The following is a 26437-nucleotide window of genomic DNA, read 5'->3' as shown; positions in this document are numbered from 1 at the left end:
CCGTCGAGATCAGCCTCAGCCCCCTCGAGACCACCGACGGCCTCCTCGTCTCCGCCGCCGTACGCGACGTCAGCGAACGCAAAGCCGCCGAGGAGCGGTTCCGGGGGCTGCTGGAGGCCGCGCCGGACGCCATGGTCATCGTCGACGACGCCGGAAGCATCCGCCTCGTCAACGCCCAGACCGAAGCCCTCTTCGGCTACCGGCGCGAGGAACTCCTCGGCCGCCCCGTCGAAATCCTCGTTCCCGGCCGCTTCCGCGGCCACCACGCCGGCCACCGCAACGGCTACACCCACAACCGGCAGGTCCGCCCCATGGGAGCCGGACTCGAACTCCACGGCCTGCGCAAGGACGGAACCGAGTTCCCCGTCGAGATCAGCCTCAGCCCCCTCGAGACCACCGACGGCCTCCTCGTCTCCGCCGCCGTACGCGACGTCAGCGAACGCAAAGCCGCCGAGGAGCAGCTCACCGCCCTGTACGAGCAGCAGCGGCATGTCGCCCTCACTCTTCAGCGCAGTCTCATGGGAACTCCGCGGGCGGTTCCCGGGCTGAACACGGCCAGCCGCTATCTGCCCGCCACGCAGGGCGCGGGTGTGGGGGGCGACTGGTTCGACCTCATTCCGCTCGGCGCCGGGCGCGTCGGCGTTCTCATCGGCGATGTCATGGGGCGCGGCCTGGAAGCCGCCGCGATCATGGGACAGCTCCGGTCCGCGGCGCATGCTCTCGCCAGGACCGGGATGCAGCCGCGCCAGCTGATGCAGTCGCTCGACGCGATCGTCGCCGAGCTCGACGGGCCCGATCAGTTGGTCACCTGCTGCTATCTGGTCGTCGCGCCGGACGCGGGCGAGGTGACGGTGTGCTCCGCCGGGCACCTTCCTGCCCTCGTCGCGGCACCGGGGCAGGACGTGCAGCCCCTCGACGCGCCGGTGAGCGTACCCCTCGGAGTCGGCGACCATCTCCACCAGCAGACCACTCTCGCCGTCGCGCCCGGCTCCAGCCTGATCCTCTTCACCGACGGGCTGATAGAGACGCCACAAGGCGACATCGAGGAGCAGCTCGCCGCGCTCATCAGGGCGCTCGACAAGGCGTTCGCTGCCGCGCCCGACCTGGAGGCGGTCGTGGACGATGTGCTGGCATCGGTCCTGCCCTCCACCGAGCACCACCATGACGATGTGACGCTGCTCGTCGCCCAGTTGCCCGCGGCCCCGCTGGCCACGGCGGAGACGGAACTGACGGCGGAACCGGCCTCCGTGTCGAGCGCGCGGGCGTTCCTCGCCGAGTCCCTCGTCGAGTGGGGCTGCACCCAACTCTCCGACGACGCACAGCTGCTGGTGTCCGAGGTGGTCACGAACGCCATTCAGCACGGGCAGGGACCGGTGAACCTTCGGATACGGCTCAACAGCACGGAGCTCACCGTGGAGGTGAGCGACCACAGCCACCACCCGCCCCAGCCGCGGCTGGCCGCCGCCGACGACGAGTCCGGGCGGGGACTCATCCTCGTGGACACGCTGGCCGGCAGCTGGGGCATGCGTCCGACGGACGACGGCAAGACGACGTGGTTCACGCTGAAGCTGGCGCGGAACCGGCCCCCGGCCCGGAGGAGCTGAACACCTCGGAGGACGGGGCCCGTTGACGGGCATCTCGCGGGCCGCCGCTCACCCGGTGCTCCGCCCACCCGGTGCTCCGTCGGAGCAGCTCCGGCCCGGCGGACCGTAAGGAGAACAGGTGCCCAGCAGTTCCAGCACGGGCGCGGGCCGGTGCGGCGACCGTCTCGTGCTGTTGGTCCGCTACGGAGACGGTGTCTCTTCGGCCTCCTTGGACTCGACCCGTCCGAGCGGGTTTGGGCCGGTCGTCAGCGCGTCACGCGCTGTCTGCCAGGCGGAGTCCCCGGGGTAGAGCTCGGTGCGGAGGTAGGCCCAGGTGAGCCGCTGGACGGCAGACACTCGCTCGGGGTTCTCGTCCGTGGTCTCGGCGACGTCATATCCAGAGACCCCGCCGAGCCCGTGCTCCGCGTCGAACAGGGTGAGCAGGGACTTGGGGCCCGGGGAGAGGACGTACGGATCGGTGTGCCAGTCCGGGCCCAGAACCGTCAGATGGGCAGAGGCGTCCTTGTCGCCGGCGACCACGAGCGTGGGCGTCGTCATCCCGGAGAAGTCCGTGGTCAGGAAGAAGGAAAGATTCTCGGCCACGGACTCGGTGAGGGCATCGCCCCCTCTGCCGGGCGCGGCAAGCAGTACACCCGCCTTGATCCGGGGATCGGCCAGGTCCACTTCCGTTCCGTCGTGCGGATCGGTGAGCCGGGCGCCCAGCAGCAGGCTCGCGGTGTGCCCGCCCATCGAGTGCCCGGCTACGGCGACCTTGCTTCGGTCCAGGCGCCCGAGGAGCTGCGGGACGGCGGCCTCGATCACGTCGAGCTGGTCGAGGATGCGCTTCATGTCCTCGGCCCGTGATCGCCAGTACAGAGGCGCCCCGGGGGTATCGGGATCCAGGCTCAGCGTCGTCGAGCTCAGATGGGTGGGCTGGATCACGACGAAGCCGTGCGCCGCCCAGAAGTTGGCGAGTGGCGCGTAGCCGTTCAGTGAGGAGAGGTTGTTCGAGTAGCCCTGACCGTGCGAGAGGAGGATGACCGGCAACCCGCTCCCGGTCACGGGCGCGGAGACCCGCACCTCCAGGTCCACGGCTCTGCCGGGAGCTGACAGCACCACCGGACTGACCGAGAGGACGGGAGCGGGCAAGCTGACGGTGGCGGCCGCGTAAGTCGATTCGCTCATGATGCGCATTTCCCTTCCATGGGCTCTGCTGCCGGTCTCATTCGGCTGGCGGCGGGGGAGGGGTCAGGAGTGACCCGCTTCGGCCGCACCGAAAGCGGAGCGTTGTTCCGTATAATATACGGAACGCTGTTCCGCTTAGTCAACGGCCGTCGGAAGGAGAGCGTGGTGTCCAGTACGAGCCAGTCCGGGGAGGTGCCGGCCCGAAGCAAGCGGGCGGACGCGCTGCGCAACCAGCAGACGCTGCTTGCCGCCGCCGCTGCGGTGTTCGTCGACTCCGGCGTCGACGCACCGATCCGTGCGATCGCGGCCAGAGCGGGCGTCGGGGTGGGGACGATCTACCGCCACTTCCCGACTCGGGCGGATCTCGTCGTCGCCGTCTACCGCCACCAGGTCGAGGCATGCGCAGAGGCCGGCCCGAACCTGCTGGCCAGTGCCGACTCCCCACTCGCAGCACTCCGACAGTGGGTCGACCTCTTCGTGGACTTCCTGGTCACGAAGCACGGACTCGCCAACGCGCTGCAATCGGACAGCAGTGGCTTCGAGGCGCTGCACGCCTACTTCCTTGACCGCTTGGTGCCCGCCTGCGCGCAATTGCTCGACGCCGCAGTCGACGCCGGCGAAATCGGGCCCGGTACGCACGCCTACGAACTGATGCGCGCCATCGGCAACCTCTGCATCGGACACGACAGCGATTCCCGCTATGACCCCCGCCGAATGATCGAACTGCTCCTCCAGGGACTACAGCGACCGCAGTCATCCTGATGCCGCCGGCGAGCCCGTACGCGGCGAGGGGCTGTTCGTGGAGGAAGGACCCTGCCGCTCACTGATCCGGCCCGATCCAAGCGCATGGACACCCGGAAAAACGCCCGAGGGCGGCACCCCCTGGGAGTAGGGGGTGCCGCCCTCGGTCTTCAGGACGGTTGATCAACCAGAGGTCGATCAGAAGTCCATGTCACCGCCCGGCATGCCGCCCGGAGCGGCCGCGGAGGCCTTCTCCGGCTTGTCGGCGATGACGGCCTCGGTGGTGAGGAACAGCGCGGCGATCGACGCGGCGTTCTGCAGCGCGGAGCGCGTCACCTTGGCCGGGTCGATGATGCCCTCGGCGATGAGGTCGACGTACTCGCCGGTCGCGGCGTTCAGGCCGTGGCCCGGGGTCAGGTTGCGCACCTTCTCCACCACGACACCGCCCTCGAGGCCGGCGTTGACGGCGATCTGCTTCAGCGGGGCCTCGAGCGCGAGCTTCACAGCCTGCGCACCGGTGGCCTCGTCGCCGTCGAGCTCCAGCTTCTCGAAGACGGAGGACGCCTGGATGAGAGCCACGCCACCACCGGCGACGATGCCCTCCTCGACGGCCGCCTTCGCGTTGCGGACGGCGTCCTCGATGCGGTGCTTGCGCTCCTTGAGCTCGACCTCGGTCGCGGCACCGGCCTTGATGACGGCCACGCCGCCGGCCAGCTTCGCGAGGCGCTCCTGGAGCTTCTCACGGTCGTAGTCCGAGTCCGACTGCTCGATCTCGGCACGGATCTGGTTGACGCGGCCCTGAACCTGCTCGCTGTCACCGGCGCCGTCGACGATCGTCGTCTCGTCCTTGGTGACGACGATCTTGCGGGCGCGGCCCAGCAGGTCGAGGGTGGCGTTCTCCAGCTTGAGACCGACCTCCTCGGAGATGACGGTGCCACCGGTGAGGATGGCGATGTCGCCGAGCATGGCCTTGCGGCGGTCACCGAAGCCCGGGGCCTTGACGGCGACGGACTTGAAGGTGCCACGGATCTTGTTGACGACCAGGGTGGACAGGGCCTCGCCCTCGACGTCCTCGGCGATGATCAGCAGCGGCTTGCCCGACTGCATGACCTTCTCCAGCAGCGGGAGCAGGTCCTTCACGCTGGAGATCTTGCCGTTGAAGATCAGGATGTACGGGTCGTCGAGCGACGCCTCCATACGCTCCATGTCGGTGGCGAAGTACGCCGAGATGTAGCCCTTGTCGAAGCGCATACCCTCGGTGAGCTCCAGCTCCAGACCGAAGGTCTGGGACTCCTCGACGGTGATGACGCCTTCCTTGCCGACCTTGTCCATGGCCTCGGCGATGAGCTCGCCGATCTGGGTGTCGGCGGCGGAGATGGAGGCGGTGGAGGCGATCTGCTCCTTGGTCTCCACGTCCTTGGCCTGCTCGAGCAGGGCGCCGGAGACGGCCTCGACGGCCTTCTCGATGCCGCGCTTCAGGGCCATCGGGTTGGCGCCGGCCGCCACGTTGCGCAGGCCCTCGCGGACGAGCGCCTGGGCGAGAACGGTCGCGGTGGTCGTACCGTCACCGGCGACGTCGTCCGTCTTCTTGGCGACTTCCTTGACCAGCTCGGCGCCGATCTTCTCGTACGGGTCCTCGAGCTCGATCTCCTTGGCGATGGAGACACCATCGTTGGTGATCGTGGGGGCGCCCCACTTCTTCTCGAGGACGACGTTCCGGCCCTTGGGGCCAAGGGTGACCTTGACGGCGTCGGCGAGCTGGTTCATCCCGCGCTCGAGACCGCGCCGTGCCTCCTCGTCGAACGCGATGATCTTGGCCATGTGAAGTGGTCCTCCCGGACTTGGGGGTCCCCCCGTGCCGCAGGCCACGGGGGAGGATTGCTCCGGACCGCGCTGGCGCCCGCGACGGACGGCCTGCATGCCTTGTGGTTCCTGGCCCCACCAGGCGTGCGGGCCTCACCGACCCGGTCCTTAGTTGTCACTCTCACTCGTAGAGTGCTAACGCCAATGATTAGCACTCGGACCCAGAGAGTGCAAGCGGCTTCGAAGAAGCCTCGATGAGGGGCGGCGGTCGGGTGACGGGAGGGCGCAAGCGGCTTCGAAGAAGCCTCCGGTCCGGGCGCGGCGGAGGGCCCGCACCCCCAGCCGTGGGTGCGGGCCCTCCGTCATGTCGCTGCAGTCAGTCGGCGCTCAGCCGGCTGCGCGGACCATGTCCGCCTGCGGCCCCTTCTGGCCCTGCGAGATCTCGAACTCGACCCGCTGACCCTCCTCCAGGGTGCGGTAGCCGTCCATCTGGATCGCGCTGTAGTGGACGAAAACATCCGCACCACCGTCGACCGCGATGAAGCCGTACCCCTTCTCCGCGTTGAACCACTTGACGGTGCCCTGAGCCATGCCTAACTCCCCTATTACTGGCCCTTGCACAGGTCCGCACTTCGCGGACCCGGGTCAGACCTCACTTCAGACCTCACTCACGGACAGTTTCCTCACCCCCAGGGGGGATGGAGAGACCACCATGAGTGTGTGCCGGAACGCGTCGACCGCGGCTGAATGTATCTGTCCAACTGCCGTCTGCAACAGGTCAATCGGACGAGAAATCTGGGCACGCCTGATCGGATAAAGGGAAGAATTCCGAGCATTCCCGGGCAACTCGGGCCGGGCAAAGCGCACTTAATGCGCATCCCGCTCGAACACTTTGGCTGTTTCTTGTCGTGCGCGGACACATTCGTATATGCGTCTGGCACACGCTGCGGAGGGGACTTCCCAACTCTACCGCGCTCAACCATGCAGAATTGCCCCCTCCGCTTAGCTTGCGGAAGGGGCAATTCAGGTAACGCACCGTGGCCGGTTCAGGGGCTCAGCAGCCGCCTGCGACGGCCGGGATGATCGAGACGCCGGCGCCGTCCGGGGTCGCCGTTTCCAGCCCCTGCTCGAAGCGGACGTCGTCGTCGTTGACGTACACGTTCACGAAGCGGCGCAGCTTGCCCTGGTCGTCCAGCACACGGGCCGCGATTCCCGTGTGCTTCGTCTCCAGGTCGGCGATGACCTCGGCGAGGGTGGCACCCTCCGCCGGGACCTCGGCCCGGCCGCCGGTGTACGTGCGGAGGATGGTGGGGATGCGGACGTTGACGCTCATGCGAGACCAGCCTCTCGGAAGGAGTCCAGGTTGGGGCGGATGACTGCGGACATACCCGTCGTGGGAGCCACCGCGTCGAGGGTCTTCAGGCCGTCACCCGTGTTGACGACGACGGTCGTGAGGGACGGGTCGATCACACCGGCCTCGATCAGCTTCTTCGCCACGCCGAGGGTCGTCCCGCCGGCGGTCTCCGTGAAGATGCCCTCCGTGCGGGCCAGCAGCTTGATCGCGTCCACGATCTGCTCGTCGGTCACGTCCTCCACGGCTCCGCCGGTACGGCGGCAGATGTCCAGGACATAGGGGCCGTCGGCCGGGTTGCCGATCGCCAGGGACTTGGCGATCGTGTCCGGCTTCTGCGGCCGGACCACGTCGTGACCGGCCTTGAAGGCCACGGACACCGGGGAGCAGCCCTCGGCCTGGGCGCCGAAGATCTTGTACGGCCTGTCCTCGACGAGCCCGAGCTTGATCAGCTCCTGCAGACCCTTGTCGATCTTGGTGAGCTGGGAGCCGGAGGCGATGGGGATGACGATCTGGTCGGGGAGCTGCCAGCCGAGCTGCTCGCAGATCTCGTACGCGAGCGTCTTGGAACCCTCGGCGTAGTACGGCCGCAGGTTGACGTTGACGAAGCCCCAGCCCTCGCCCGCCGGGTCGCCGATGAGCTCGGAGCAGAAGCGGTTGACGTCGTCGTAGTTGCCCTCGATACCGACGAGCCGGCCGCCGTACACCGCGGCCATCACGACCTTGCCCTGCTCCAGGTCGTGCGGGATGAACACGCAGGAGCGCAGGCCCGCCCTGGCGGCGGCGGCGCCGACCGCGCCGGCCAGGTTGCCGGTGGAGGAGCAGGAGAGCGTGGTGAAGCCGAAGGCGCGGGCGGCCTCCAGTGCCTGGGCGACGACGCGGTCCTTGAAGGAGTGCGTCGGGTTGCCGGAGTCGTCCTTGACGTAGAGACCGCCGGTGACACCCAGCTCACGGGCCAGGTTGTCGGCCTTGACGAGCTCGGTCCAGCCCGGGTTCAGGTTCGGCTTGCTCGCCACGTCGGCGGGGACGGGGAGCAGCGGCGCATAGCGCCAGAGGTTGGCCGGGCCGTTCTCGATCTGCTTGCGCAGACCGTCCGGGTCGCCGCTCGGCAGGTCGTACGCGACTTCGAGCGGCCCGAAACAGATCTCACACGCGAAGATCGGGCCGAGAGCGAACCGCTCGCCGCACTCGCGGCAGGAGAGCCCGGAGGCTGGGCCCAGATCGACAGATTCGGTGGTGGTGGCAACAGTCTGCGCAGCCATGGAGGCGAGGCCCTTTCTCCTCATCTTCCTCGCGGCGCATCTCGCCACGAGACGGAATTGGCACCTTCCCTAGCCGGGGCCCCGCGCGAGTGTCGTAAGACGTGCGACGAGAACCGGCTGGAGGGTTGCCGGGGCTTCAACGGGCCGTATCCCTCTGCCCCTCTGGATGAGCGGTATGTGATTGTCGGCGTGACGCCCCCGGCATGCGAGGGTCGTCCGCGTTGTTCAAGACTGTAACCGAACCCCCGGACCCTTGAGATGGTCGTCCGATCCGCGAGATGGAGATCACGTGCTGGAAGAGGTGGAGCGCTGGCTGGCCCGGCGGTCCTGGTCCGTGGCAGACCGCCCGCTCGACCAGCTCGTCGCCGCGAAGCGCACGGCCAAGCACGGTACGACGGTCAGCGTCGTGCTCCCCGCCCTGAACGAGGAGACGACGGTCGGCGAGATCGTCTCCGTGATCCGGCGCGAGCTCATGACCGACGCGGTGCCTCTCGTGGACGAGCTCGTGGTCGTGGACTCGGGTTCGACGGACCGCACGTCCGAGGTGGCGGCGAAGGCGGGCGCGCGGGTCGTGCACCGGGACGCGATACTCCCGCGGATCCCGGCCGTCCCCGGCAAGGGCGAGGTGCTGTGGCGCTCGCTGCTGGTGACGAGCGGCGACATCGTCTGTTTCGTGGACGCGGACCTGAAGGAGTTCTCCGCCGACTTCGTCTCCGGCATCGTCGGACCGCTGCTGACCGAGCCGGAAATCCAGTTCGTCAAGGCGATGTACGACCGGCCGCTGGGGGGCACCCCCGGTCAGGGCGGCCGGGTGACCGAACTGGTGGCCCGCCCGCTGCTCAATCTGCACTGGCCGCAGCTGGCCGGATTCGTCCAGCCGCTGGGCGGGGAGTACGCGGCGCGGCGGTCGCTGCTGGAGCGGCTGCCGTTCCCCGTCGGATACGGGGTGGAGCTCGGACTGCTGGTCGACGCACTGCACACGGTCGGGCTCGACGCGCTCGCGCAGGTCGACGTGGGGGTGCGGCTGCACCGGCACCAGGACGGGCAGGCGCTGGGCCGGATGGCGGCGGCGATCTACCGCACGGCGCAACTGCGACTTTCCCGCGGCCATTTGGTGCGTCCGGCACTGACGCAGTTCGAACGGGGCGACGAGGGGTTCGTGCCGCGGACGCATGAGGTGGACACCCAGGAACGGCCTCCGATGGTGGAGATCGTGGAGTACGCGAAGCGCAGGGCGGCATAGCCGCACCGGCGGCCCGACGACACCGGCGGCCTAACGCATGTGCGCCGCAGCACGCCACAATCCATCGGATTGTCTAAGTTTCGTAGATATGGGCTATGCGAAACTCACGGGCGCTTGGCGCCGGACTTCCAGGTTGCCTCGTTTCGTCGGGGCCTTGACGGTTCTCACGACCGCCTCCGCCGTCGTCTCGACCGGGATGCTCCTCCCTGGCAGGGCCGCCGGCGACGCCGTGTCCCCCTTCAAGAAGCGGTACGACGCGTCGTTGTACGGCGACTTCACCACCGTCGGCAGCGCCGTCCAGGGCGCCGAACGGACCGGAACCGGCCAGGTCGGCGTCCCACCGGGGGCCCGTGTCAGTTATGCCCGGCTGTTCTGGGGCGGCAACGACGGCACGTACCGGAGCCCGGACGGCGAGCTGCTCCACCGCTGCGCCGCCTCCGGCGCGGACGCGGACCGGCCGGACGACCGTCGCCCGGACGCGGACCTGTCCGATGCGGATCTCGGCGCCGCCGACCGGTCGGACGCGGACCTGTCGGACAGAGGCCGGTCGGACTCCGGCTCGTCCCCCGGCGCGCCGCTCGACTCCACCCCCACGATCAGCGTCGGCAAGGGCAAGCCGGTCGTGGTCAGGGCCGAGAATCTGGTCCAGGACCGGGGGGCGGCGTCCGGAGCGCACTTCTACACCGGCGAGGCCGACGTCACCGCCGCCTTCGAGGACGTCACCGGCTCCGGCACCCCGCTGCCCGTCACGGTCGGCGACATCTGGGCCTCGGCCGAAGAGGGCTGCGGCGCGGGCTGGTCGCTGACCGTCGTCTACGCGTACGACCGCCCCGACGAGAAGTACGCCCCCGAACGGCGCAACGTCCATGTCTACGGCGGACACGTCCTGCAGCGCCCCGCCTCCCCCGCGACGACCGTCTCGGTGAGCGGCTTCTACCGCTCCGGGGGCCAGGTCCGGGCGTCCGTCGCGGCGTACGGGGGTCGGACCTCCATGGGCGACCGCTTCCTCGTCGACGGCCAGACCGGGGCGGGAGTGGGCGCCACGTCCGCGAAGGTGTCGTTCAGGTCGGGCGACGACGCCTATGTGGCATCGGCGTTGGCCCTGTCCACCCCGGTGCCGGATCCGGAGGTCACGAAGAAGGCGTCCGGCGCGGAGGGCTCACCCGCCGACACGACGGTGACGTACACGGTCACCGTCGGCGAGGAGGGCGCCGGGGACGCGCGACTTCAGGCCACCGTGGAGCCGGACCCGGTCGCCTCGGAGCGGACCGAGGGCACCGAGGGCACCGAGGGCACCGAGGGCACCGAGGGCACCGAGGGCACGAACGGCCGGGAGAACCGGGCGGACCGGGAGAACCGGGAGAACCGCGAACCCGGTGACGCCGACGCGGACAGGGGTGAGGGGAGGGTGCAGGCGCGGCCCGTGCCTCCGGCGACCACGGAGCAGCCCCGGCACCCGCAGCAGCCGGTGCGGTCAGGAGCCCCGGACAAGCCCGGCGCCGCCCCGGTGGTTCCCGGCAACGGCCCGGGCCGTCCCGCCGGAGCGAACGGCAGCCCCAGCGAGATGGCCGCCACCGGCGGGCGGACCGAACGGCTCTGGCTGCTCGGCGCCCTCGCCCTGGCACTCACCGCGGCCGGTGCGATCGCCGTGGCCGCGACGCGCGATCGGCGCCGTGACCACTGATCGGGTGACGCTGTGGCTGATCGGGTGACCGTGTGGCCGATCGGGTGATCGTGTGGCCGATCGGGTGATCGTGTGGCCGGACTCCGCCGACGGAGTCCGGCCGTACGTTTGAGCGGTTACCGGACGGGCTAGGTTGGCGACATGGTCTCCGAGCGCGCGGCGCAGGTACTCGTCGCCTCCAACCGCGGTCCGGTCACATACGCCTTCCGCGAGGACGGCACACTCGACGCCCGGCGTGGCGGCGGTGGGCTGGTCTCCGGTCTCTCGGCCATCGGGACGGACGCGGACGCCCTGTGGGTGTGCGCCGCACTGGGCGACGGCGACCGCGAGGCGGTGCGCCGCGGTGTCGCAGAGCCGGGCGTACGGATGCTGGACATCGACGCCACCGTGCACGCGGACGCGTACAACGGCATCGCGAACTCCGTACTGTGGTTCGTCCACCACATGCTGTACCAGACCCCGCTGGAGCCGGTCTTCGACGCGCAGTTCCGCCGGCAGTGGGACGCCTACCGGACCTACAACCGCGCCTTCGCCGACGCGTTGGCGGCGGAGTCCGCGCCCGGCGCCGTAGTGATGATCCAGGACTACCACCTGGCGCTCGCGCCCGGGATGCTCCGGGAGCTCCGCCCCGATCTGCGGATCGGGCACTTCTCGCACACGCCGTGGGCACCGCCTGAGTACTTCCGGATGCTGCCGGACGACGTCGCGGAGGAACTGGTGCGGGGGATGCTCGGCGCGGACCGGCTCGGCTTCCTCACCTGGCGATGGGCGTCCGCCTTCATGCAGTGCGCCGGGAACGTCGCCGAGGACGGGCGGATCGTCTCCTCTGCGCCGGACGACCCGCGCCCCCGCATCCGGCACTCCCCGACCGGGGAGTCCGCCTTCCGGACGACGCTGGTCGGAGTGCACGGACTCGGCGCGGAAGCCGGGTTCCTGCGGCGGCGCTCGCACGAATTGGACGTCGAGGAACGCATGGTCGCGCTGCGCGACCAGGTCGGCGGGGAGGGCGACCGGAAGACCATCGTCCGCGTGGACAGGACCGAGCTGTCCAAGAACATCGTCCGCGGTCTGCTGGCGTTCCGGACACTGCTCGACGAACGCCCCGAGTGGCGCGAACGCGTGGTGCACGTGGCCTTCGCGTACCCGTCCCGGCAGGACCTGCCCGTCTACCGCGACTACACGGCGGAGGTCGCGCGGCTCTCCGAGGAGATCAACGCGCAGTACGGGACGCCCGGCTGGACACCGGTGGTGCTGCACGTCAAGGACGACTTCGCGCGGTCGCTGGCCGCGTACCGGATTGCGGACGTGGCGCTGGTCAATCCCATCAGGGACGGGATGAATCTCGTCGCCAAGGAGATCCCGGTCGTCTCGGACGCGGGATGTGCGCTGGTGCTGTCCCGGGAGGCCGGGGCGTACGAGGAGCTCGGCGACGAGGCGATCGTGGTGAACCCGTACGACGTCACGGGCACCGCCGCCGCGCTCCACCAGGCGCTGACGATGCCCGACGGGGAGCGGGCCGAGCGCACCAAGCGGCTGGCCGCCGCGGCGACAGCGCTGCCGCCGCAGCAATGGTTCCTGGAGCAGCTACACGCGCTTGAGGCGCTCGGCGAGGGCGGCGAGGAAGCGGACGACCTCGGCCGGACCTGACAGCACCATGTCGGCGCGCTCGGCGAGTTCCGGCACGTCGGTGCCGCTGCACACCAGCAGTCCGGGGATGCCGTCGGAACGCAGCTTCTCGACGGCGGCGCAGGCGGCGAGATCACCGAGGTCGTCACCCGCGTACAGCACGGCACCGGCCTGCTGTTCCCGTACGAACTCCTCCAGCGCGACGCCCTTGTCGACGCCGGCCGGGCGCACCTCCAGGACGAGCCTCCCCGGCTCGACGATCAGTCCGTGGCGGGCGGCCAGCTCGGCGATGGGGCCGCGCAGCGCCTCGAAGGCGGCCTGTGGATCCTTGGCGCGGCGCGTGTGCGCGGCGACCGCGCGGCCCTTCTCCTCGATCCAGACGCCCTCCCAGGCACCGACCGAGTCGAGGAGCCCGGGCAGCTCCGCGCGTACGGCGTCGAGGCCGGGGGGCGGGGCGGAGGCCTGGACCGTACCGGTGCGGGCGTCCCAGCGCTCGGCGCCGTAATGGCCCAGTACGACGAGGCGTTCGAGGCCGGGCCGGCCCTCGAATCCGCCGTACCTGACGGCGACCCCGGCCGGGCGCCCGGTCAGGATGGCGACGGACGCCACCTGCGATGCCAGCCCGGCGATCGCCTCGACGGCGCCGGGATGGGCGCGGGCCTGCTCCGGGTCGGGCACGATGTCGGCGAGCGTGCCGTCGAAGTCCAGCGCGACCACGGTCTCCCGCGGCCTCTCGAGAATCGCGGCGAGGCCTTCCCGTCCTTGGGACGTGGTCGGCTCCGGCAGTGCGTCGTCCGAATGGCTGCCCATGCTGCCGACCCTATCGGCGCTCGCGGCGGGAGTCCCGCACTCGCCGGAGGCGATTGACGGTCACCGGATCGTGCGCCAGGGCGCGGGGGTCGTCCAGCAGGGCGTTCAGCAGCTGGTAGTACCGCGTCGGTGACATCCCCAACCGCTCCCGTATCGCCCGCTCCTTGGCCCCGGGTCCGGGCCAGTCGCTCCGCTCCATCCGGAGGACAGCGCGGTCCCGCTCGGAGAGCTGCTCACCTTCGGTCATATGAGCAACATAGTTGCCGGGTCGCTGGCGCGGGTCGCTGGCGCGGGCGGTTCGGGTGAGGTTGTCGTGGTTGACGGTGCCGTGTTGGTTGGCCGGTGTGTCCGTCCTCAATCGCCGGACGGGCTCAGGTGTACGGGGTCGGCCGGTACCGGGTCGCGGGCGTTGGGGGCCGTTCCGGGGCTCGCATCCGGGACGGCATGATTTACGGCGCGCTAACCGGCACCTCGATGGCGGCGCCCACGCCGCGCCACAAATCACGCTTTAGTGTCCCGGACACGACCCCTCCACGGCCCCCCTCGGGGCCAGGGGTGGTGGGCCGATCGCCGTGGTCGCGTGTCTGTTGCCCACCCACCGGGCGGCAGTCGGCAACGCGCCAGGGGCGGGGCCGTGCAGGGTCGGCCCCGCAGGGGACGGCGGAACCACCGGCTGCCTCCGAGGTCGGCGGTACGCCGCCGTCCCCGAGGAGTCGAGCCCGGAGGAGCCCCGCCCCCCCACCACCGACAGCAGCCGCATGAGCCCGTCCGGCGTTTGAGGACGGACACCCCGGCCGCAGTCACGGCACCGGCCCGCACACTAAGCCCGTCCGGCGCTTGAGGACGGACACCCCGGCCAACCAACACGGCACCGCCCACCACGACACCCGCACCCCCACCCGCACCGCGCAGCGGACCCGTACCGCCCGCGCAGCGACCCGCTACTCCGCCGCAGACGCCGCCTCCGTCGCGATGCGGGTCAGGACCGCCGCCGGGTCGCCCCCCGGCGCCACCGCCCCGCCGATGTTCTTCTTCACGCTCGCGCTCACCGTCGCCCACGACTTCTCGCCGAAGGGGTAGAGCTCCGAGGTCGGCAGGGCCTCCAGGAATTCCCGCAGGTCCTTGTGGCTGTTGTCCGCCGCCATCGTCTGGCTCGCCGTGATCGTCACCGGCAGGATGTCGTAACGGTCGGAGAATTCGAGGACGTTCGTGTCGTTGTACGCGAAGTCGAGGAAGCGGCCGATCTCCTTGCGGTGGCCGTTCTGCTTGAAGGCCATCATCCAGTCGGCGACGCCCATCGACGCCCTGGCCTCGCCGTCGGCCCCCGGCAGCGGCACCTTGCCGACCTTGACACCGGCCTTCTCCGCCGTCTGCATCAGGGTCGGGTGGCCGTTGAGCATCCCGACCTCGCCGCGCGTGAACGCCGCGAAGGCCTCGGCGCGATCCAGCTCTGCGGGGGCGACCGGCCCGGTCAGCTTCGGGGTGACAAGGTTGTCCTTGAGCCAGCGGAAGGTCTCTATGTTCTCGGTCGAGTCGATCTCGTACGCACCGCTGGTGCGGTCCTGGTAGCCCCCGCCCCCGCTCAGCATCCAGATCATCGCCTCTGCCTGTGACTCCTCCGAGCCCAGCGGCAGCGCGAAGGGGTACTTCACCCCCTGCGCCTTCAGTTTCTGCGCGGCCGCGCGGATCTCACCCCAGGTGGTCGGCGCCCGCAGCCCCGCGTCCGTGAAGAGCTTCTCGTTGAAGAACAGCAGACGCGTGCTGGCCGCGAAAGGCATCCCGTACTGGATGCGGTTCACCTGGCCCGCCTCGCTCAGCAGGGGCAGGAAGTTCGCCTGGGTGGGGACGGAGACCAGCTCTTCGGTGCGGTAGAGCTTGTCCCTCTCGACGTAGTCGGCGTACGCGCCGATCTGCGCGATGTCCGGGGCGTTCCCCTGGTCCACCATCTCGCCGACCTTGCGGTCGACGTCCTTCCAGGAGTAGACGTCGACATCGACCTTGATGCCCGCGTTCTTGGCCTCGAAGGCCCTCGCCACGTCGTCCCAGTACTTCTGGGACGTGTCGCTCGGGCCGGTCCCGTAGTCCGCCGCGACCAGCCGGAGCGTGACCTCCCCGTCCCCTCCGGTGCTCCCGCACCCGGCGAGCACCGCCGTCATGGCCAGTGCGACTGCCGCCGCCGTCGGACCGAAATAGCGCCGCTGCAACGCTCGCGCCCCCCACCTTGATCTGAGAAATGAACCCCAGAGGTCTACACCACGCACACACGCTCGGGCAAAACGCAGCAACCCGAACAGTGGACTAGACCTTTCCGGGTCCGGGGGCGAAACTGTACGCGTGAGACACGTCATCGCCCTCGATGTGGGCGGCACCGGGATGAAAGCCGCCCTCGCGAGGGAGGACGGGACACTGCTCCACGAGGTGCGCCGGGCCACCGGCCGCGAGCGCGGGCCCGAGGCGGTCGTGGAAGCGATCCTCGGCTTCGCCGCCGAGCTGCGGGCGTACGGCGAGGAGCGCTACGGCGAGAGCGCCGTCGCCGCCGGGGTCGCCGTACCCGGCATCGTCGACGCCGCGAACGGCATCGCCGTGTACGCCGCGAACCTCGGCTGGCGCGACGTGCCTCTGCGCGACCTGCTCGGCGAGCGGCTCGGCGGTGTCCCCGTCGCCCTCGGCCACGACGTCCGCACCGGCGGCCTCGCCGAGGGGCGGATCGGCGCGGGCCGGGGCGCCGACCGGTTCCTGTTCGTGCCGCTCGGCACGGGCATCGCCGGCGCCATCGGCATCGGCGGCGCCATCGAGGCCGGTGCGCACGGGTACGCCGGGGAGATCGGCCATGTCGTCGTCCGGCCGGGCGGCCCCCGGTGCGGCTGCGGACAGCACGGCTGTCTGGAGACCCTCGCCTCGGCCGCCGCCGTGACGCGGGCGTGGGCCACCGCGAGCGGCGATCCCGGCGCGGACGCGGCCGACTGCGCCAAGGCCGTCGATTCCGGTGACGAGCGCGCCGTACGCGTCTGGCAGGAAGCGATCGACGCGCTCGCCGACGGGCTGGTCACCGCCCTCACCCTGCTGGACCCCCGCACCCTGATCATCGGTGGCGGACTCGCCGGTGCAGGAGAAACCTTGTTCACACCCCTGCGGGCCGCGGTGGAGGCACGGGTCACCTTCCAGAGGCTGCCCTCGATCGTCCCGGCGGCCCTCGGGGACACCGCCGGATGCCTGGGCGCGGGTCTCCTCGCCTGGGACCTGCTCACCACGGAGGTAACCGCCTGATGGCCGACCGGATGGTTCTCACAGGCGCCCGGGTCGTGCTGCCGGCCGGGGTCGCCGAGAACGGGCGGGTGATCGTCGACGGCACGCGGATCGCCGCGCACGCCCCCGACGACACGCCCTCCACGGATCTCTCCGGCCACTGGCTGGTCCCCGGCTTCGTGGACATGCACAACCACGGCGGCGGCGGCGCGTCGTTCACCTCCGGCACGGCCGACGACGTACTCACCGGTGTGCGGACGCACCACCGGCACGGCACGACCACGCTGGTCGCGTCCACCGTCACCGGCGACATGGACTTCCTGACGCACCGCGCCGGGTTCCTCTCGGAGCTCGTCGAGCAGGGCGACCTCGCGGGCATCCACTTCGAGGGCCCCTTCATCTCGCCCTGCCGCAAGGGCGCGCACAGCGAGGAGCTGCTGCGCGACCCCGACCCGGCGGAGGTACGCAAGCTGCTGGACGCGGCGCGCGGCACGGCGAAGATGGTCACCCTCGCCACCGAACTGCCCGGCGGCATCGAGTCCGTACGGCTGCTGGCCGAGCACGGCGTCATCGCGGCGATCGGCCACACCGACGCGACGTACGAGCAGACCATCGAGGCGATCGACGCGGGCGCCACCGTGGCCACCCACCTCTTCAACGCGATGCCGGTCCTCGCGCACCGGGCGCCCGGACCGGTCGCCGCGCTCCTCGAGGACGAGCGGATCACGGTCGAGCTGATCAACGACGGGACGCATCTGCACCCGGCGGCGCTGGAGCTGGCGTTCCACCGCGCGGGGCCGGGCCGGGTCGCCTTCATCACGGACGCGATGGACGCGGCCGGCTTCGGCGACGGGGTGTACCACCTCGGGCCGCTCGAGGTCGAGGTCAAGGAGGGGGTCGCCCGCCTGGTGGAGGGCGGTTCGATCGCCGGGTCCACGCTGACCCTGGACACCGCGTTCCGGCGGGCGGCGACGGTCGACCGGCTCCCCGTCGAGGACATCGTGCGGGCGGTCTCTGCCAATCCGGCGCGACTGCTGGGCGTGTACGACAGGGTCGGCTCGCTGGAGCCGGGCAAGGACGCGGACCTGGTGGTGCTGGACGCGGACTTCGCACTGAAGGGCGTGATGCGCAAGGGCGCATGGGTGGTCGAGCCGGGCGTTTCCTGACCCCCTCTGCCCCCGGGAGAAGAGCGGTTGGCCGGACGGGGTCTGGGCCAACCGCCTTCTTTTTGGCATGATCAGGCCCCGTCCGACCATGGCAAGCGCAGTCTCCGGGGGTGTCAGAAGTGATCCTGACGGTCACGCTGAACACCGCCCTCGACCTCACCTACCGGGTCCCCGCGCTCGTCCCGCACACCTCCCACCGCGTCACCGAGGTCCTCGAACGCCCCGGCGGCAAAGGCCTCAACGTCGCCCGCGTCCTCGCGACGCTCGGCCACGAGGCGGTCGTCACAGGCTTCGCGGGCGGGCCGACGGGCGCCGTGCTGCGCGATCTGCTGAGCGGGCTGCCCGTGCGCGACGCGCTCGTCCCGGTCGCCGGGAACACACGCCGTACGCTCGCCGTGGTGGACGCGACGACCGGCGACACCACCCAGCTCAACGAACCCGGCCCGACGGTCACTTCGGACGAGTGGTCGGCGTTCCTCGCCTCCTACGAGACGCTCCTGGGCGACGCCGACGCCGTCGCCCTGTGCGGCAGCCTGCCACCGGGCATCCACGTCGGCGCGTACGCCGAACTGATCCGCCGGGCACGGGCCGCGGGCGTCCCGGCCCTCCTGGACACCGGCGGCGAGCCCCTGCGCCGGGGCATCGCGGCCCGCCCGGACATGGTCAAGCCGAACGCCGACGAACTCGCCCGGCTCACCGGCTCCCGCGAGCCGCTGCGCGCCACCCATGACGCCCGCCGCCGAGGCGCCCGCACGGTGGTCTCGTCCCTCGGCCCCGACGGCGTCCTCGCGGCCACCCCCGAGGGCACCTGGCACGCCGCACCACCCGCGAAGGTCCCCGGCAACCCGACCGGCGCGGGCGACTCCGCCGTCGCCGGGCTGCTCTCCGGCCTCGTCGAATCCCTCCCCTGGCCGGACCGCCTCACCCGCGCGGTGGCCCTCGCCACGGCGACGGTCCTGGCCCCGGCGGCAGGCGACTTCGACCGGACGTCGTACGAGGAGCTGCTGGCGAAGGTCCGTGTGACGGAGCACGCGCCGGCGGCGTGAGGCCCCGCCTGGCGTCCGCGACGCCAGGAAACGCCTCGTCCCGGCCACGAGACGCGGCCGGGACGGTGGTGACGGAACTCGGGCGGGCGGGTCAGCCCTGCTTGACCTCGAGCCAGTCGAGGAGGGCGTCGCACTGGTTGCCCGCCTCGCAGGAGAGCTTGAGCTCGTTCTCGCCCTGCTTGAGGGTGACCGGCGCCCAGGTGGTCTGCCAGTTCTTCTCCGGATTCGGGTCCGTGGACCCGATGAAGTTCTTCAGGCCGATGGGGTTGCTGTTCGGCTTGCCGTTGACCGTGAGCGTCGCGTTGGCGTCCTTGGCGGGGATCGCGTACCGGACGTAGAGCCGGTAGTTGCCCGCCTTCTGGATGTCGGCCTTCCACGTCACCGAGGCGCCGACCGCGTTGAAGCCGGTCACATAGGCGCCGTCCGCGCCCTTCGCGCCCTTGACGTCCTTCGCCAGCACCGCCGGCGGACCGAGCTGAAGCGTCGCGGCGTCCTGCTTCGGCAGCTCGACGGGCTTTTCGTCCTTGCCGCCGCCCTTGCCCGGGTCCTTGCTCGGCTTCACCTGGCCGGCGGGGGCGCTGCTGTCCGGGGATGCCTCCGAGCCCTTGTCGCCGCCGCTCGTGAGGAGCGCCACACCGATGCCGATGACGACCACCGCGACGACGGCGCTCGCGCCGATGATCAGACCCCGGGTGTTCGGCCCGCGGCTGCGGCCGCCGGTGCCGCCGTGACCGCCCTGACCGGGCAGCGGGCTCTGGCGGGTCGGAGCCCCGCCGGGGTACGTTTCCGGCGCCGCGTACTGCGCGGTCGGCTGGTGCGCGTACTGCTGCTGGCCGTGGCCCTGCTGCTGCGGCACCTGCCCGTACTGGCGCTCGCCGACCGTTCTGACCTGGTTGTACGACGTCCTGGGCACGCCGGGCTGCGCCGCCGGGCCCGGGTAGCCGTAGCCACCCTGGCGGGGAGGTGTGGCGCCCGTCTGCTGTCCGTCCGCGTACAGGTAGCCGAACGGATCGTCGTCCTCGGGCGTGGTCGCGCCGTTGTTCCCGGCCGTCATCCCTGGGTCACTCCTATCCTTGCTCGCCAGCCGTCGCCGACCGGCCGAGCCTACCCCGTTCGAGCAACTCCAAGGACGGCCACGGGGACCCGCCCGGTTCCCGGGATCGGCCTATCCGGCGCGCCGGTGCATCTTGGAGCGGGACCGCTTCTCGATGTACATCCGCTGGTCAGCGGACTGAAGTACCTCTTCCACGGACATTCCGCAGACCGCCCACCCGATGCCGAAGCTCGCCCCGACCCGCACCGCCCTTCCGTCGACCCGGATCGGCGGAATGATCGCGTTCCGCAGGCGAACGGCCAGGTCGGCGGCGTCGGCGGCACCGAGCCCGTCCGCGAGAACGACGAATTCGTCACCTCCGAGCCGGGCAACCGTGTCACCGTCCCGCACACCGGTCGTGAGCCGCCGCGCGACCTCGATCAGCACGGCGTCGCCGGTGTTGTGCCCGAACCGGTCGTTGATCGACTTGAAGCCGTCAAGATCGCAGAACAGGACCGCCAGGCCCTTGGTGCCGTCGTCGTGCTCGCTGTCGGGGGCCACGGCGTGCACATGGGATTCGTAGGGACTGCCGGGCCCGGGAGGGTCGAAGTCGAATCCGTCCCGCCGGAAGCCGTGCTCGTCGGCGCCGGCGTCGTATCCGTTGCGGCCGTAGCCGTTTCCGTACGCGGGCTGCGCGGGCCGGCCGGAGAACGCCGCGTCCAGCGTCTCCACCGCGTTCGGCCGCGACGCCTGCGGCCGCTCGCAGATCCGCGCGCTCAGGCGGGCACGCAGCTCCGCGCTGTTGGGCAGGCCGGTCAGCGAGTCATGGCTGGCCCGGTGCGCGAGATGCAGTTCGTGCCGCTTGCGCTCCTCGATGTCCTCGACGTGCGTGAGCAGGAACCGGGGCCCGTCGGCGGTGTCGGCGACGACCGAGTTGCGCAGGGAGACCCAGACGTACGTCCCGTCACGGCGGCCCAGCCGCAGCTCCGCCCTGCCGCCCTCGGCGGACGTGCGCAGCAGCGTGCCGATGTCGTCGTGGTGGACCAGGTCGGCGAAGGAGTAGCGGCGCATCGCGGAGGCGGGCCTGCCGAGGAGGCGGCACAGCGCGTCGTTGGTGCGCAGCAGCCGGCCGTGCTGGTCGCCGCCCATCTCGGCGATGGCCATGCCGCTCGGCGCGTACTCGAATGCCTGCCGGAACGACTCCTCGCTGGCGCGCAATGCCTGCTGCTCGCGCTCCAGGCGGACCAGCGCGCGCTGCATGTTTGCTCGGAGCCGGGCGTTGCTGATCGCAATCGCGGACTGGGAGGCGTACATCTGCAGCGCCTCCTGGCCCCAGGGGCCCGGCCGGCGGCCGTTGCGGGGCTTGTCGACCGATATCACGCCCAGGAGTTCACGGCCGCCGCCCGAGGCGTACATGGGCGCGTAGAGCCGGTCCTGGGGGTGCCACTCGTCCTCGAAGCGGGGCTCGGGGCCTTCCGTGTACCACTGGGGCACGTCGTCCTCCAGCAGCACCCAGCCCTCGGTGTGGGGTATGAAACGGAGCTCGCCCCAGGCCTCGCCCATGGACAGTCTTCGCTCCCACGAGGCGCGCGAGCCCACCCGGCCGGTGATCAGGGCCTCGGCCGCGGAGTTTCCGGCGAAGGCGGCGACGACGAGGTCTCCGTCGGGACGCACGAGATTGACGCATGCCAGCTCATAGCCGAGCCCCGCGACGATGCCGTTGGCGACGGTCTGCAGCGTGTCCGCCAGGCTGCGGGCCGTGTTGAGGTCCGTCACGACCTGATGGAGCTGCCGCAGGGTCGCAAGACGGACGTACGGCTCCGACTCGGTCTCCATTGCTCGCTCTCCCCGAGACCTCGACAGCTAACGTGACTCCAGGCTTCTCATCGATCCTCTTGGTGCTCTGTCCACGCCACTGAATCACAGCGCGCTGCCCACCCGGTACACAGGGTCAACAAATACCGGCCTCTGTGACTCAAGTCACATCAGATGATGAAGGGTCAGATGATGGTGCCGGCGGTGCTTCGTCGCTTCTTGAACGCAAATTCGGACCAGGGTCCTAGGACCTCACTGGTCCCCTGGCCGGATGTGGCCGCTGCGCGGATGAGGTTAGCGTTCCGGGTGTGCTCCCGACGACTCCAGCTCCCCGCACCGAGGCCATCCCCCATCCTGAGGGGGTGAGCAACGACGAGTTCCGTGCCGCCATGTCCCGCCTGGCGGCGGGCGTGGTGCTGGTGACGGCGCATGAGCCCCCACTGAGCGAGGACGGCCCGCGCGGCGATGACGTCGGCATGACGGCGACGGCGTTCACGTCGGTGTCGCTGGACCCGCCGCTGGTCCTCGTGAGCCTGCGGAACGGATCGCGCATGGACGACCTGCTGGCCGAGCAGCCCCTGTGGGGCGTGTCGCTGCTCTCCGAGCACCAGCGCCACATCGCGGGGCGTTTCGCGATGAAGGGACGTATCAGCGACCGGCTCCTCTTCGAGGACATCGCCTGGAAACGGGGCGAGGTGTGCGGGTCTCCGCTCGTGGAGGGCGCGCTGGCCGTACTGGAATGCCGCACGGAGCAGCGGGTCGAGGCGGGGGACCACACCCTCGTGATCGGGCGGGTGCTCAACGCGGGACTTGCGGGCCCGGACGGTGGCCCGCTCACCTATTTCAGGGGCAGGTACCGCCACTTGGGCTGAACCGCGCCGGCGGTGGTTCGGCACGGCTTCCGGATCCGGGAAAGGGTTCACGGACCCGGGAACAGGTTCACGGCAGGACCCGGGAACGGGACCGGTCGACAGAACGCACTGGTCCCGCCAGGGTTCGGGCACGGGTCAGGTCGCCCGGAGACAGGCCGGGACCGGGGTCCGTCGCCCGGGGCGCACACCTCGGCCCGACCGTCGCTCGGACCTGGGCCCGCCGGCGCCCGATGCGGGCCGTAACGGGGGGGCGGGGAGCACAAGCCCCCCGCGGTCACCAGTCGCGGCCGGTGCGGCCTCGCTTCGTCTCCGCGCGCTGCTTCTTCTCCCGCAGACGGCGCTCGTTGATGCCCCGTGGGATCTTCGTGGGCCGCCGCGGGCGCGGCGGCGGGGCCGTCGCCTCGGCCAGCAGCGCGGCGAGCCGCACCGCCGCCGCTTCGCGGTTGCGCCACTGGGAGCGGTGCTCCGAGGACCGTACGGTGACGACGCCGCCGTTCAGACGGGAGGCGAGGCGCTCCAGGGCGCGGGCCTTCCACACCGGGGGCAGCGCTTCCGTCGCCGCGAGGTCGAAGCGGAGCTCCACCTGGGAGTCGCTCGTGTTGACGTGCTGGCCGCCTGGGCCCGACGAGCGCGAGAAACGCCACATGAGCTCGGCCTCCGGCAGGGAGACGGAGCCGCGGATGAGATAGGGCCCGGACATGTGTCCATGGTCGCGTCCGCGAGGCGCCCGCGTCACCTTCTTTTCACAGGGAACCTGGCGGTGCTTCGTCGACGTTATGGAGAGTGACGGTAGCTTCGGGGTCCAAGGCACGAAGCCCGACCGCATTGCATCCGACCAGGAAAGGGACCTCCCCATGGCTGTAAGCCTGTCCAAGGGCGGCAACGTCTCGCTCACCAAGGAGGCACCGGGCCTGACCGCCGTCACGGTCGGCCTCGGCTGGGACGTCCGTACCACCACCGGCACCGACTTCGACCTCGACGCCTCGGCGATCGCGGTCAACCCCGGCGGAAAGGTCGTCTCCGACGGCCACTTCGTCTTCTTCAACAACAAGTCCACGCCGGACCAGACCATCGTCCACACCGGTGACAACCGCACCGGCGAGGGCGGCGGCGACGACGAGCAGATCAACGTCAACCTGCAGGGTCTGCCGGCCGACGTCGACAAGATCGTCTTCCCGGTCTCCATCTACGACGCCGAGAACCGCTCCCAGAACTTCGGCCAGGTGCGCAACGCCTACATCCGCATCGTCAACCAGGCCGGCGGCTCCGAGATCGCCCGCTACGACCTGAGCGAGGACGCCGCCACCGAGACCGCGATGGTCTTCGGCGAGCTGTACCGCAACGGCGCGGAGTGGAAGTTCCGCGCGGTCGGCCAGGGCTACGCCTCTGGCCTGGTGGGCATCGCCCAGGACTTCGGCGTCAACGTCTGACACAGGCACAGGCGCCTCGAAGGCCCCGGCCACGCACGGCCGGGGCCTTCGGCGTACGCCCGGCACCGGCACGGGAGCGATCGGGCTCGGCTACGGCTGGGCCGGCTTGGCCTCGCCGTACAGCCAGGTGTCCCACAGCGTGGTGAGGTCCTTGCCCGACTCCTTCTCCACATACGCGGTGAAGTCGTCGGTGGAGGCGTTGCCGTGACGGTGTGTTTGTGCCCAGCCCCGCAGGATGCCGAAGAACGTGTCGTCGCCGACGGCCTGGCGGATCTTGTGCAGGACCATCGCGCCCCGCCCGTACACCGGGTCCTGGGAGATGTCCTCCGCGCCCGGCGGTTCTGCGGGCGGGAACGCCCAGTTGGAGCTGGTGTCGAAGTTCTCCTTGAAGCTGTCCTGGGCGGGGACGCCCTCGAAGTCCTCGAAGTAGATCCACTCCGCGTAGCTCGCGAAGCCTTCGTTGAGCCACATGTCACGCCAGCTCCTCGGCGTGACGGAGTCCCCGTACCACTGGTGCGCGATCTCATGGACGAGGGTCACCGTGTCGAAGGACGCCTCGGGGAAGACGGCCCGGCTCTGCGTCTCCAGGGCGTATCCCGCGTCACCGGAGCGCTCGACGATCGCGCCGGTGGAGGAGAAGGGGTAAGGGCCGAACCTCTTCTCGGCCCAGTCCATGATCTCGGGGATGCGGGCGAGCAGCTTCTCGCTGCGCGCGGCCACGGTCGTGTCCGCGGCGGTGAAGACGGGCACGCCCCCGCCCTCCGGGCGATAACTCTTCGTCTTGTACTCGCCGATGCCGAGGGTGGCGACGTAACTCGCCATGGGCTGTGCGGAGTGCCAGGCGAAGGTGGTGCGGCGGCCGTCGGCCGTGGGCCGTCGGGAGCGCAGCTCACCGTTGGAGACGGCGGTCAGCTTCTTGGGGACGGTGACGGTGATGTCGTACGTCGCCTTGTCGCTGGGGTGGTGGTTGCCGGGGAACCACGCCATGGATCCCGTCGGCTCACCGAGCGCGATCGCGCCGTCCGCTGTCCTCAGCCAGCCCTCCTCGGAACCGTCGGCATCGGTGATGACGCGAGGGGAGCCGGAGTAGCGCACGACGGCACGGAACGTGCTGCCCTTGTCGAGCTCGTCGTGCGGGCGCAGCGTCAGCTCGTTCCCGGCGCGGTTGACGGCTGCGGGAGACCCGTCGACGGTCGCGCCGTGGACGGTCAGACCGTGGAGATCGAGGTTGAAGGCGCTGAGGTCCTGGGTGGCGCGGGCCGTGATCGCGGCGGTCCCGGTGAGCTTGCTCGTCTTCGGGTCGTAGTCGAGCGTGAGCGCGTAGTGCCGTACGTCGTAGCCGCCGTTGCCGAGCCTGGGGAAGTACGGATCGCGCAGGCCAGAGGCCCCCGGGGAGCCCTGGACCCCGGTGGCCCCGTCCGCGGTGGTACAGGCCGTGCCGCCGAGGACGATCAGGGCCACGGCGGGGGCCAGGGTGCGAAGAAGGGGTCTCCGGTCCACATCAGCGATCCTATGCGTGAAATGTCTGATTCCTCTCGGCAACCTCTCCCCCGCCCCCTCTCTCTCCTCTCCCCCTCTCCCCGCGCACCTTCCTCACGTCCTCTCTTCGCAGCTCCTCTCCGCGACCCGCCCGGCGGCACCGGGCCCGCCGGGCGCGGCTACTTGCCCAGCGCGGCGACCGCGGCCCGGGCGAACTTCTCGTCGAGATCGCCGCTCGGGGCTCCCGCGACTCCGACACCGGCGATCGGCGCGCCCTGCGCCCGCACCGGGACACCACCCGCCAGGAACAGCGTGCCGGGGATGTCCTTCAGGTTCGGGGCCTGCTGCAGCCGCTGGGCAAGTTCGGAGGTGGGCGCGTTCCAGGAGACCGCGGTGAACGCCTTGCGCTGGGAGGACTCGTAGGACTGCGGTCCCGCACCGTCGCCGCGCAGGGTGACGACGGTGTTGCCGTCGCGGTCGACGACGGCGACGGTCACGCGCTGGTTCTCGTTCTGCGCGGCCTTCAGGGCCGCCTGTGCCGCCCTGGTCGCCGCCGCCACGGTCAGATGCGTGGTCTGCCGGACGTTGCGGTCCGTGGCCTCCGCCTCGGCCGTGGCCTCCGCCTCGGCCGTGGCGGGCGCGGGGGCCGCCTGTGCGGACGCGTTCGCCGAGACCGCGCCGAAGGTGCCCGCTCCCAGCACGGCGGCGGCGAAAGCACCGGTCAGGACACGGACACGCAGAGACATCTTCCTCATGGGACAACTCCTCGATGGGCGCCGGGGTCCGGCGGGGGGCTCGCTCTGTCTGCCTCGATCCTCCGGCGGGAACCGGACCCGCACGGTCCACGGAGCGGATGCCTCCGGCGCGCATGATGGAGGACAGGGATGTCAGCCGATCGGCTGATGCGCCGGTGGTCGCACCGGGTCAGCATGGGGGCGTCCGTGCAGGTCGGCGAGGAGTGGTGGACGGTGGAGCAGACCTCCGGAGCGACGGTCCCCGGGCAGGAACCGGGCTTCCGGGCCACCGGCGGCCGGCGCCCCGGCACCGCGGGTCCTGCGGGCC

Annotated in this window: 23 protein-coding genes and 1 riboswitch; of the genes, 10 read left to right on the top strand and 13 right to left on the bottom strand. The window is 70.7% G+C overall.

The genetic code is table 11. From position 1 onward, the window contains the following. Positions 1-107: 107 nt before the first annotated feature. Positions 108-1604: a SpoIIE family protein phosphatase gene (locus ACFU5O_RS33150; protein WP_384246104.1), complete on the top strand. Its 1497-nt coding sequence runs from the start codon at positions 108-110 to the stop codon at positions 1602-1604. 180 nt (positions 1605-1784) lie between these two features. On the opposite strand, the gene ACFU5O_RS33145 is transcribed toward ACFU5O_RS33150, so the two are convergent. After that, positions 1785-2768 (bottom strand): alpha/beta hydrolase family protein, encoded by a 984-nt coding sequence (locus ACFU5O_RS33145; protein ID WP_384246059.1) that lies wholly within the window; start codon positions 2766-2768, stop codon positions 1785-1787. A gap of 165 nt (positions 2769-2933) precedes the next feature. Here ACFU5O_RS33145 and ACFU5O_RS33140 point away from each other — a divergent pair, with 165 nt between their 5' ends. Then, positions 2934-3530 carry a TetR/AcrR family transcriptional regulator gene (locus tag ACFU5O_RS33140; protein WP_384246103.1) on the top strand — a complete coding sequence of 199 codons (597 nt, stop codon included), beginning with the start codon at positions 2934-2936 and terminating at the stop codon, positions 3528-3530. 177 nt (positions 3531-3707) lie between these two features. Here ACFU5O_RS33140 and groL read toward each other — a convergent pair whose 3' ends face one another. The 4 genes from groL to thrC all read right to left on the bottom strand — a co-directional run bounded on the left by groL (position 3708) and on the right by thrC (position 7925). Next, positions 3708-5330, bottom strand: coding sequence for a chaperonin GroEL (gene groL / locus ACFU5O_RS33135; protein ID WP_384246058.1), 1623 nt, complete (start codon positions 5328-5330; stop codon positions 3708-3710). A 369-nt stretch (positions 5331-5699) separates the two neighbouring features. Continuing rightward, positions 5700-5903: a cold-shock protein gene (locus ACFU5O_RS33130; RefSeq protein WP_030057071.1), complete on the bottom strand. Its 204-nt coding sequence runs from the start codon at positions 5901-5903 to the stop codon at positions 5700-5702. 463 nt (positions 5904-6366) lie between these two features. After that, entirely contained in the window at positions 6367-6645 is a 279-nt protein-coding gene (locus ACFU5O_RS33125) for a MoaD/ThiS family protein (protein WP_384246056.1), read from the bottom strand. Further along, the gene (thrC, locus tag ACFU5O_RS33120) at positions 6642-7925 is read right to left on the bottom strand and encodes a threonine synthase (protein WP_384246054.1); all 1284 of its coding nucleotides are present in this window, start codon (positions 7923-7925) and stop codon (positions 6642-6644) included. The genes ACFU5O_RS33125 and thrC overlap by 4 nt, the downstream gene beginning before the upstream one ends. A 17-nt stretch (positions 7926-7942) precedes the next feature. Then, positions 7943-8098: riboswitch (SAM riboswitch) on the bottom strand. Between the two features lie 116 nt (positions 8099-8214). Here thrC and ACFU5O_RS33115 point away from each other — a divergent pair. The 3 genes from ACFU5O_RS33115 to ACFU5O_RS33105 all read left to right on the top strand — a co-directional run bounded on the left by ACFU5O_RS33115 (position 8215) and on the right by ACFU5O_RS33105 (position 12499). Further along, entirely contained in the window at positions 8215-9168 is a 954-nt protein-coding gene (locus ACFU5O_RS33115) for a glucosyl-3-phosphoglycerate synthase (protein WP_384246053.1), read from the top strand. Between the two features lie 154 nt (positions 9169-9322). Continuing rightward, positions 9323-10852, top strand: coding sequence for a hypothetical protein (locus ACFU5O_RS33110; protein ID WP_384246051.1), 1530 nt, complete (start codon positions 9323-9325; stop codon positions 10850-10852). Positions 10853-10993: 141 nt separating this feature from the next. Next, on the top strand, positions 10994-12499 hold the full coding sequence (locus ACFU5O_RS33105) for a trehalose-6-phosphate synthase (protein ID WP_384246050.1): 1506 nt from the start codon (positions 10994-10996) through the stop codon (positions 12497-12499). Here ACFU5O_RS33105 and otsB read toward each other — a convergent pair. The 3 genes from otsB to ACFU5O_RS33090 all read right to left on the bottom strand — a co-directional run bounded on the left by otsB (position 12437) and on the right by ACFU5O_RS33090 (position 15444). Continuing rightward, on the bottom strand, positions 12437-13288 hold the full coding sequence (gene otsB / locus ACFU5O_RS33100; RefSeq protein ID WP_384246049.1) for a trehalose-phosphatase: 852 nt from the start codon (positions 13286-13288) through the stop codon (positions 12437-12439). The genes ACFU5O_RS33105 and otsB overlap by 63 nt on opposite strands. 10 nt (positions 13289-13298) lie before the next feature. Next, entirely contained in the window at positions 13299-13535 is a 237-nt protein-coding gene (locus ACFU5O_RS33095) for a DUF3263 domain-containing protein (protein WP_384246048.1), read from the bottom strand. A 694-nt stretch (positions 13536-14229) separates the two neighbouring features. Continuing rightward, the gene (locus ACFU5O_RS33090; protein ID WP_384246101.1) at positions 14230-15444 is read right to left on the bottom strand and encodes an ABC transporter substrate-binding protein; all 1215 of its coding nucleotides are present in this window, start codon (positions 15442-15444) and stop codon (positions 14230-14232) included. Positions 15445-15622: 178 nt separating this feature from the next. Between ACFU5O_RS33090 and ACFU5O_RS33085 the strand changes: the two genes are divergently transcribed. The 3 genes from ACFU5O_RS33085 to ACFU5O_RS33075 all read left to right on the top strand — a co-directional run bounded on the left by ACFU5O_RS33085 (position 15623) and on the right by ACFU5O_RS33075 (position 18746). Beyond that, complete coding sequence (locus ACFU5O_RS33085; RefSeq protein ID WP_384246047.1) at positions 15623-16555, top strand: ROK family protein; 933 nt, start codon at positions 15623-15625, stop codon at positions 16553-16555. Continuing rightward, complete coding sequence (gene nagA, locus ACFU5O_RS33080; RefSeq protein ID WP_384246045.1) at positions 16555-17700, top strand: N-acetylglucosamine-6-phosphate deacetylase; 1146 nt, start codon at positions 16555-16557, stop codon at positions 17698-17700. The genes ACFU5O_RS33085 and nagA overlap by 1 nt, the downstream gene beginning before the upstream one ends. Before the next feature lie 119 nt (positions 17701-17819). After that, positions 17820-18746, top strand: a complete 927-nt coding sequence (locus tag ACFU5O_RS33075) for a 1-phosphofructokinase family hexose kinase (RefSeq protein ID WP_384246099.1) — start codon at positions 17820-17822, stop codon at positions 18744-18746. A 91-nt stretch (positions 18747-18837) separates the two neighbouring features. On the opposite strand, the gene ACFU5O_RS33070 is transcribed toward ACFU5O_RS33075, so the two are convergent. Together ACFU5O_RS33070 and cdgB are read right to left on the bottom strand one after the other, a co-directional pair. After that, positions 18838-19800: a CBM35 domain-containing protein gene (locus ACFU5O_RS33070; RefSeq protein WP_384246044.1), complete on the bottom strand. Its 963-nt coding sequence runs from the start codon at positions 19798-19800 to the stop codon at positions 18838-18840. 111 nt (positions 19801-19911) lie between these two features. Continuing rightward, positions 19912-21615: a diguanylate cyclase CdgB gene (gene cdgB / locus ACFU5O_RS33065; protein WP_384246043.1), complete on the bottom strand. Its 1704-nt coding sequence runs from the start codon at positions 21613-21615 to the stop codon at positions 19912-19914. A 287-nt stretch (positions 21616-21902) separates the two neighbouring features. Here cdgB and ACFU5O_RS33060 point away from each other — a divergent pair, with 287 nt between their 5' ends. Further along, on the top strand, positions 21903-22466 hold the full coding sequence (locus tag ACFU5O_RS33060; RefSeq protein ID WP_384246042.1) for a flavin reductase family protein: 564 nt from the start codon (positions 21903-21905) through the stop codon (positions 22464-22466). A 274-nt stretch (positions 22467-22740) separates the two neighbouring features. On the opposite strand, the gene arfB is transcribed toward ACFU5O_RS33060, so the two are convergent. Further along, entirely contained in the window at positions 22741-23166 is a 426-nt protein-coding gene (gene arfB / locus ACFU5O_RS33055) for an alternative ribosome rescue aminoacyl-tRNA hydrolase ArfB (RefSeq protein ID WP_384246040.1), read from the bottom strand. Positions 23167-23320: 154 nt separating this feature from the next. Here arfB and ACFU5O_RS33050 point away from each other — a divergent pair, with 154 nt between their 5' ends. Beyond that, positions 23321-23896: a TerD family protein gene (locus ACFU5O_RS33050; RefSeq protein ID WP_384246039.1), complete on the top strand. Its 576-nt coding sequence runs from the start codon at positions 23321-23323 to the stop codon at positions 23894-23896. A gap of 90 nt (positions 23897-23986) precedes the next feature. On the opposite strand, the gene ACFU5O_RS33045 is transcribed toward ACFU5O_RS33050, so the two are convergent. Both ACFU5O_RS33045 and ACFU5O_RS33040 read right to left on the bottom strand, forming a co-directional pair. Next, complete coding sequence (locus ACFU5O_RS33045) at positions 23987-25396, bottom strand: M1 family metallopeptidase (protein ID WP_384246037.1); 1410 nt, start codon at positions 25394-25396, stop codon at positions 23987-23989. A gap of 158 nt (positions 25397-25554) precedes the next feature. Further along, positions 25555-26130 carry a heme-binding protein gene (locus ACFU5O_RS33040; protein WP_384246035.1) on the bottom strand — a complete coding sequence of 192 codons (576 nt, stop codon included), beginning with the start codon at positions 26128-26130 and terminating at the stop codon, positions 25555-25557. Positions 26131-26437 lie beyond the last annotated feature (307 nt).

The organism is Streptomyces sp. NPDC057445 (assembly GCF_042802855.1).
Lineage (GTDB): Bacteria > Actinomycetota > Actinomycetes > Streptomycetales > Streptomycetaceae > Streptomyces.
Note: the sequence above shows the minus strand (reverse complement) of the source record. Positions and strands in the feature narration are given on the sequence as shown.

What these genes read in the sequence shown, in the direction of transcription:
- ACFU5O_RS33145 (WP_384246059.1), bottom strand. Translation starts at nt 2,768, where the DNA reads ATGAGCGAATCGACTTACGCGGCCGCCACCGTCAGCTTGCCCGCTCCC.
- groL (WP_384246058.1), bottom strand. Translation starts at nt 5,330, where the DNA reads ATGGCCAAGATCATCGCGTTCGACGAGGAGGCACGGCGCGGTCTCGAG.
- ACFU5O_RS33130 (WP_030057071.1), bottom strand. Translation starts at nt 5,903, where the DNA reads ATGGCTCAGGGCACCGTCAAGTGGTTCAACGCGGAGAAGGGGTACGGC.
- ACFU5O_RS33125 (WP_384246056.1), bottom strand. Translation starts at nt 6,645, where the DNA reads ATGAGCGTCAACGTCCGCATCCCCACCATCCTCCGCACGTACACCGGC.
- thrC (WP_384246054.1), bottom strand. Translation starts at nt 7,925, where the DNA reads ATGGCTGCGCAGACTGTTGCCACCACCACCGAATCTGTCGATCTGGGC.
- ACFU5O_RS33105 (WP_384246050.1), top strand. Translation starts at nt 10,994, where the DNA reads ATGGTCTCCGAGCGCGCGGCGCAGGTACTCGTCGCCTCCAACCGCGGT.
- otsB (WP_384246049.1), bottom strand. Translation starts at nt 13,288, where the DNA reads ATGGGCAGCCATTCGGACGACGCACTGCCGGAGCCGACCACGTCCCAA.
- ACFU5O_RS33095 (WP_384246048.1), bottom strand. Translation starts at nt 13,535, where the DNA reads ATGACCGAAGGTGAGCAGCTCTCCGAGCGGGACCGCGCTGTCCTCCGG.
- ACFU5O_RS33090 (WP_384246101.1), bottom strand. Translation starts at nt 15,444, where the DNA reads ATGACGGCGGTGCTCGCCGGGTGCGGGAGCACCGGAGGGGACGGGGAG.
- nagA (WP_384246045.1), top strand. Translation starts at nt 16,555, where the DNA reads ATGGCCGACCGGATGGTTCTCACAGGCGCCCGGGTCGTGCTGCCGGCC.
- ACFU5O_RS33070 (WP_384246044.1), bottom strand. Translation starts at nt 19,800, where the DNA reads ATGACGGCCGGGAACAACGGCGCGACCACGCCCGAGGACGACGATCCG.
- cdgB (WP_384246043.1), bottom strand. Translation starts at nt 21,615, where the DNA reads ATGGAGACCGAGTCGGAGCCGTACGTCCGTCTTGCGACCCTGCGGCAG.
- arfB (WP_384246040.1), bottom strand. Translation starts at nt 23,166, where the DNA reads ATGTCCGGGCCCTATCTCATCCGCGGCTCCGTCTCCCTGCCGGAGGCC.
- ACFU5O_RS33050 (WP_384246039.1), top strand. Translation starts at nt 23,321, where the DNA reads ATGGCTGTAAGCCTGTCCAAGGGCGGCAACGTCTCGCTCACCAAGGAG.
- ACFU5O_RS33040 (WP_384246035.1), bottom strand. Translation starts at nt 26,130, where the DNA reads ATGAGGAAGATGTCTCTGCGTGTCCGTGTCCTGACCGGTGCTTTCGCC.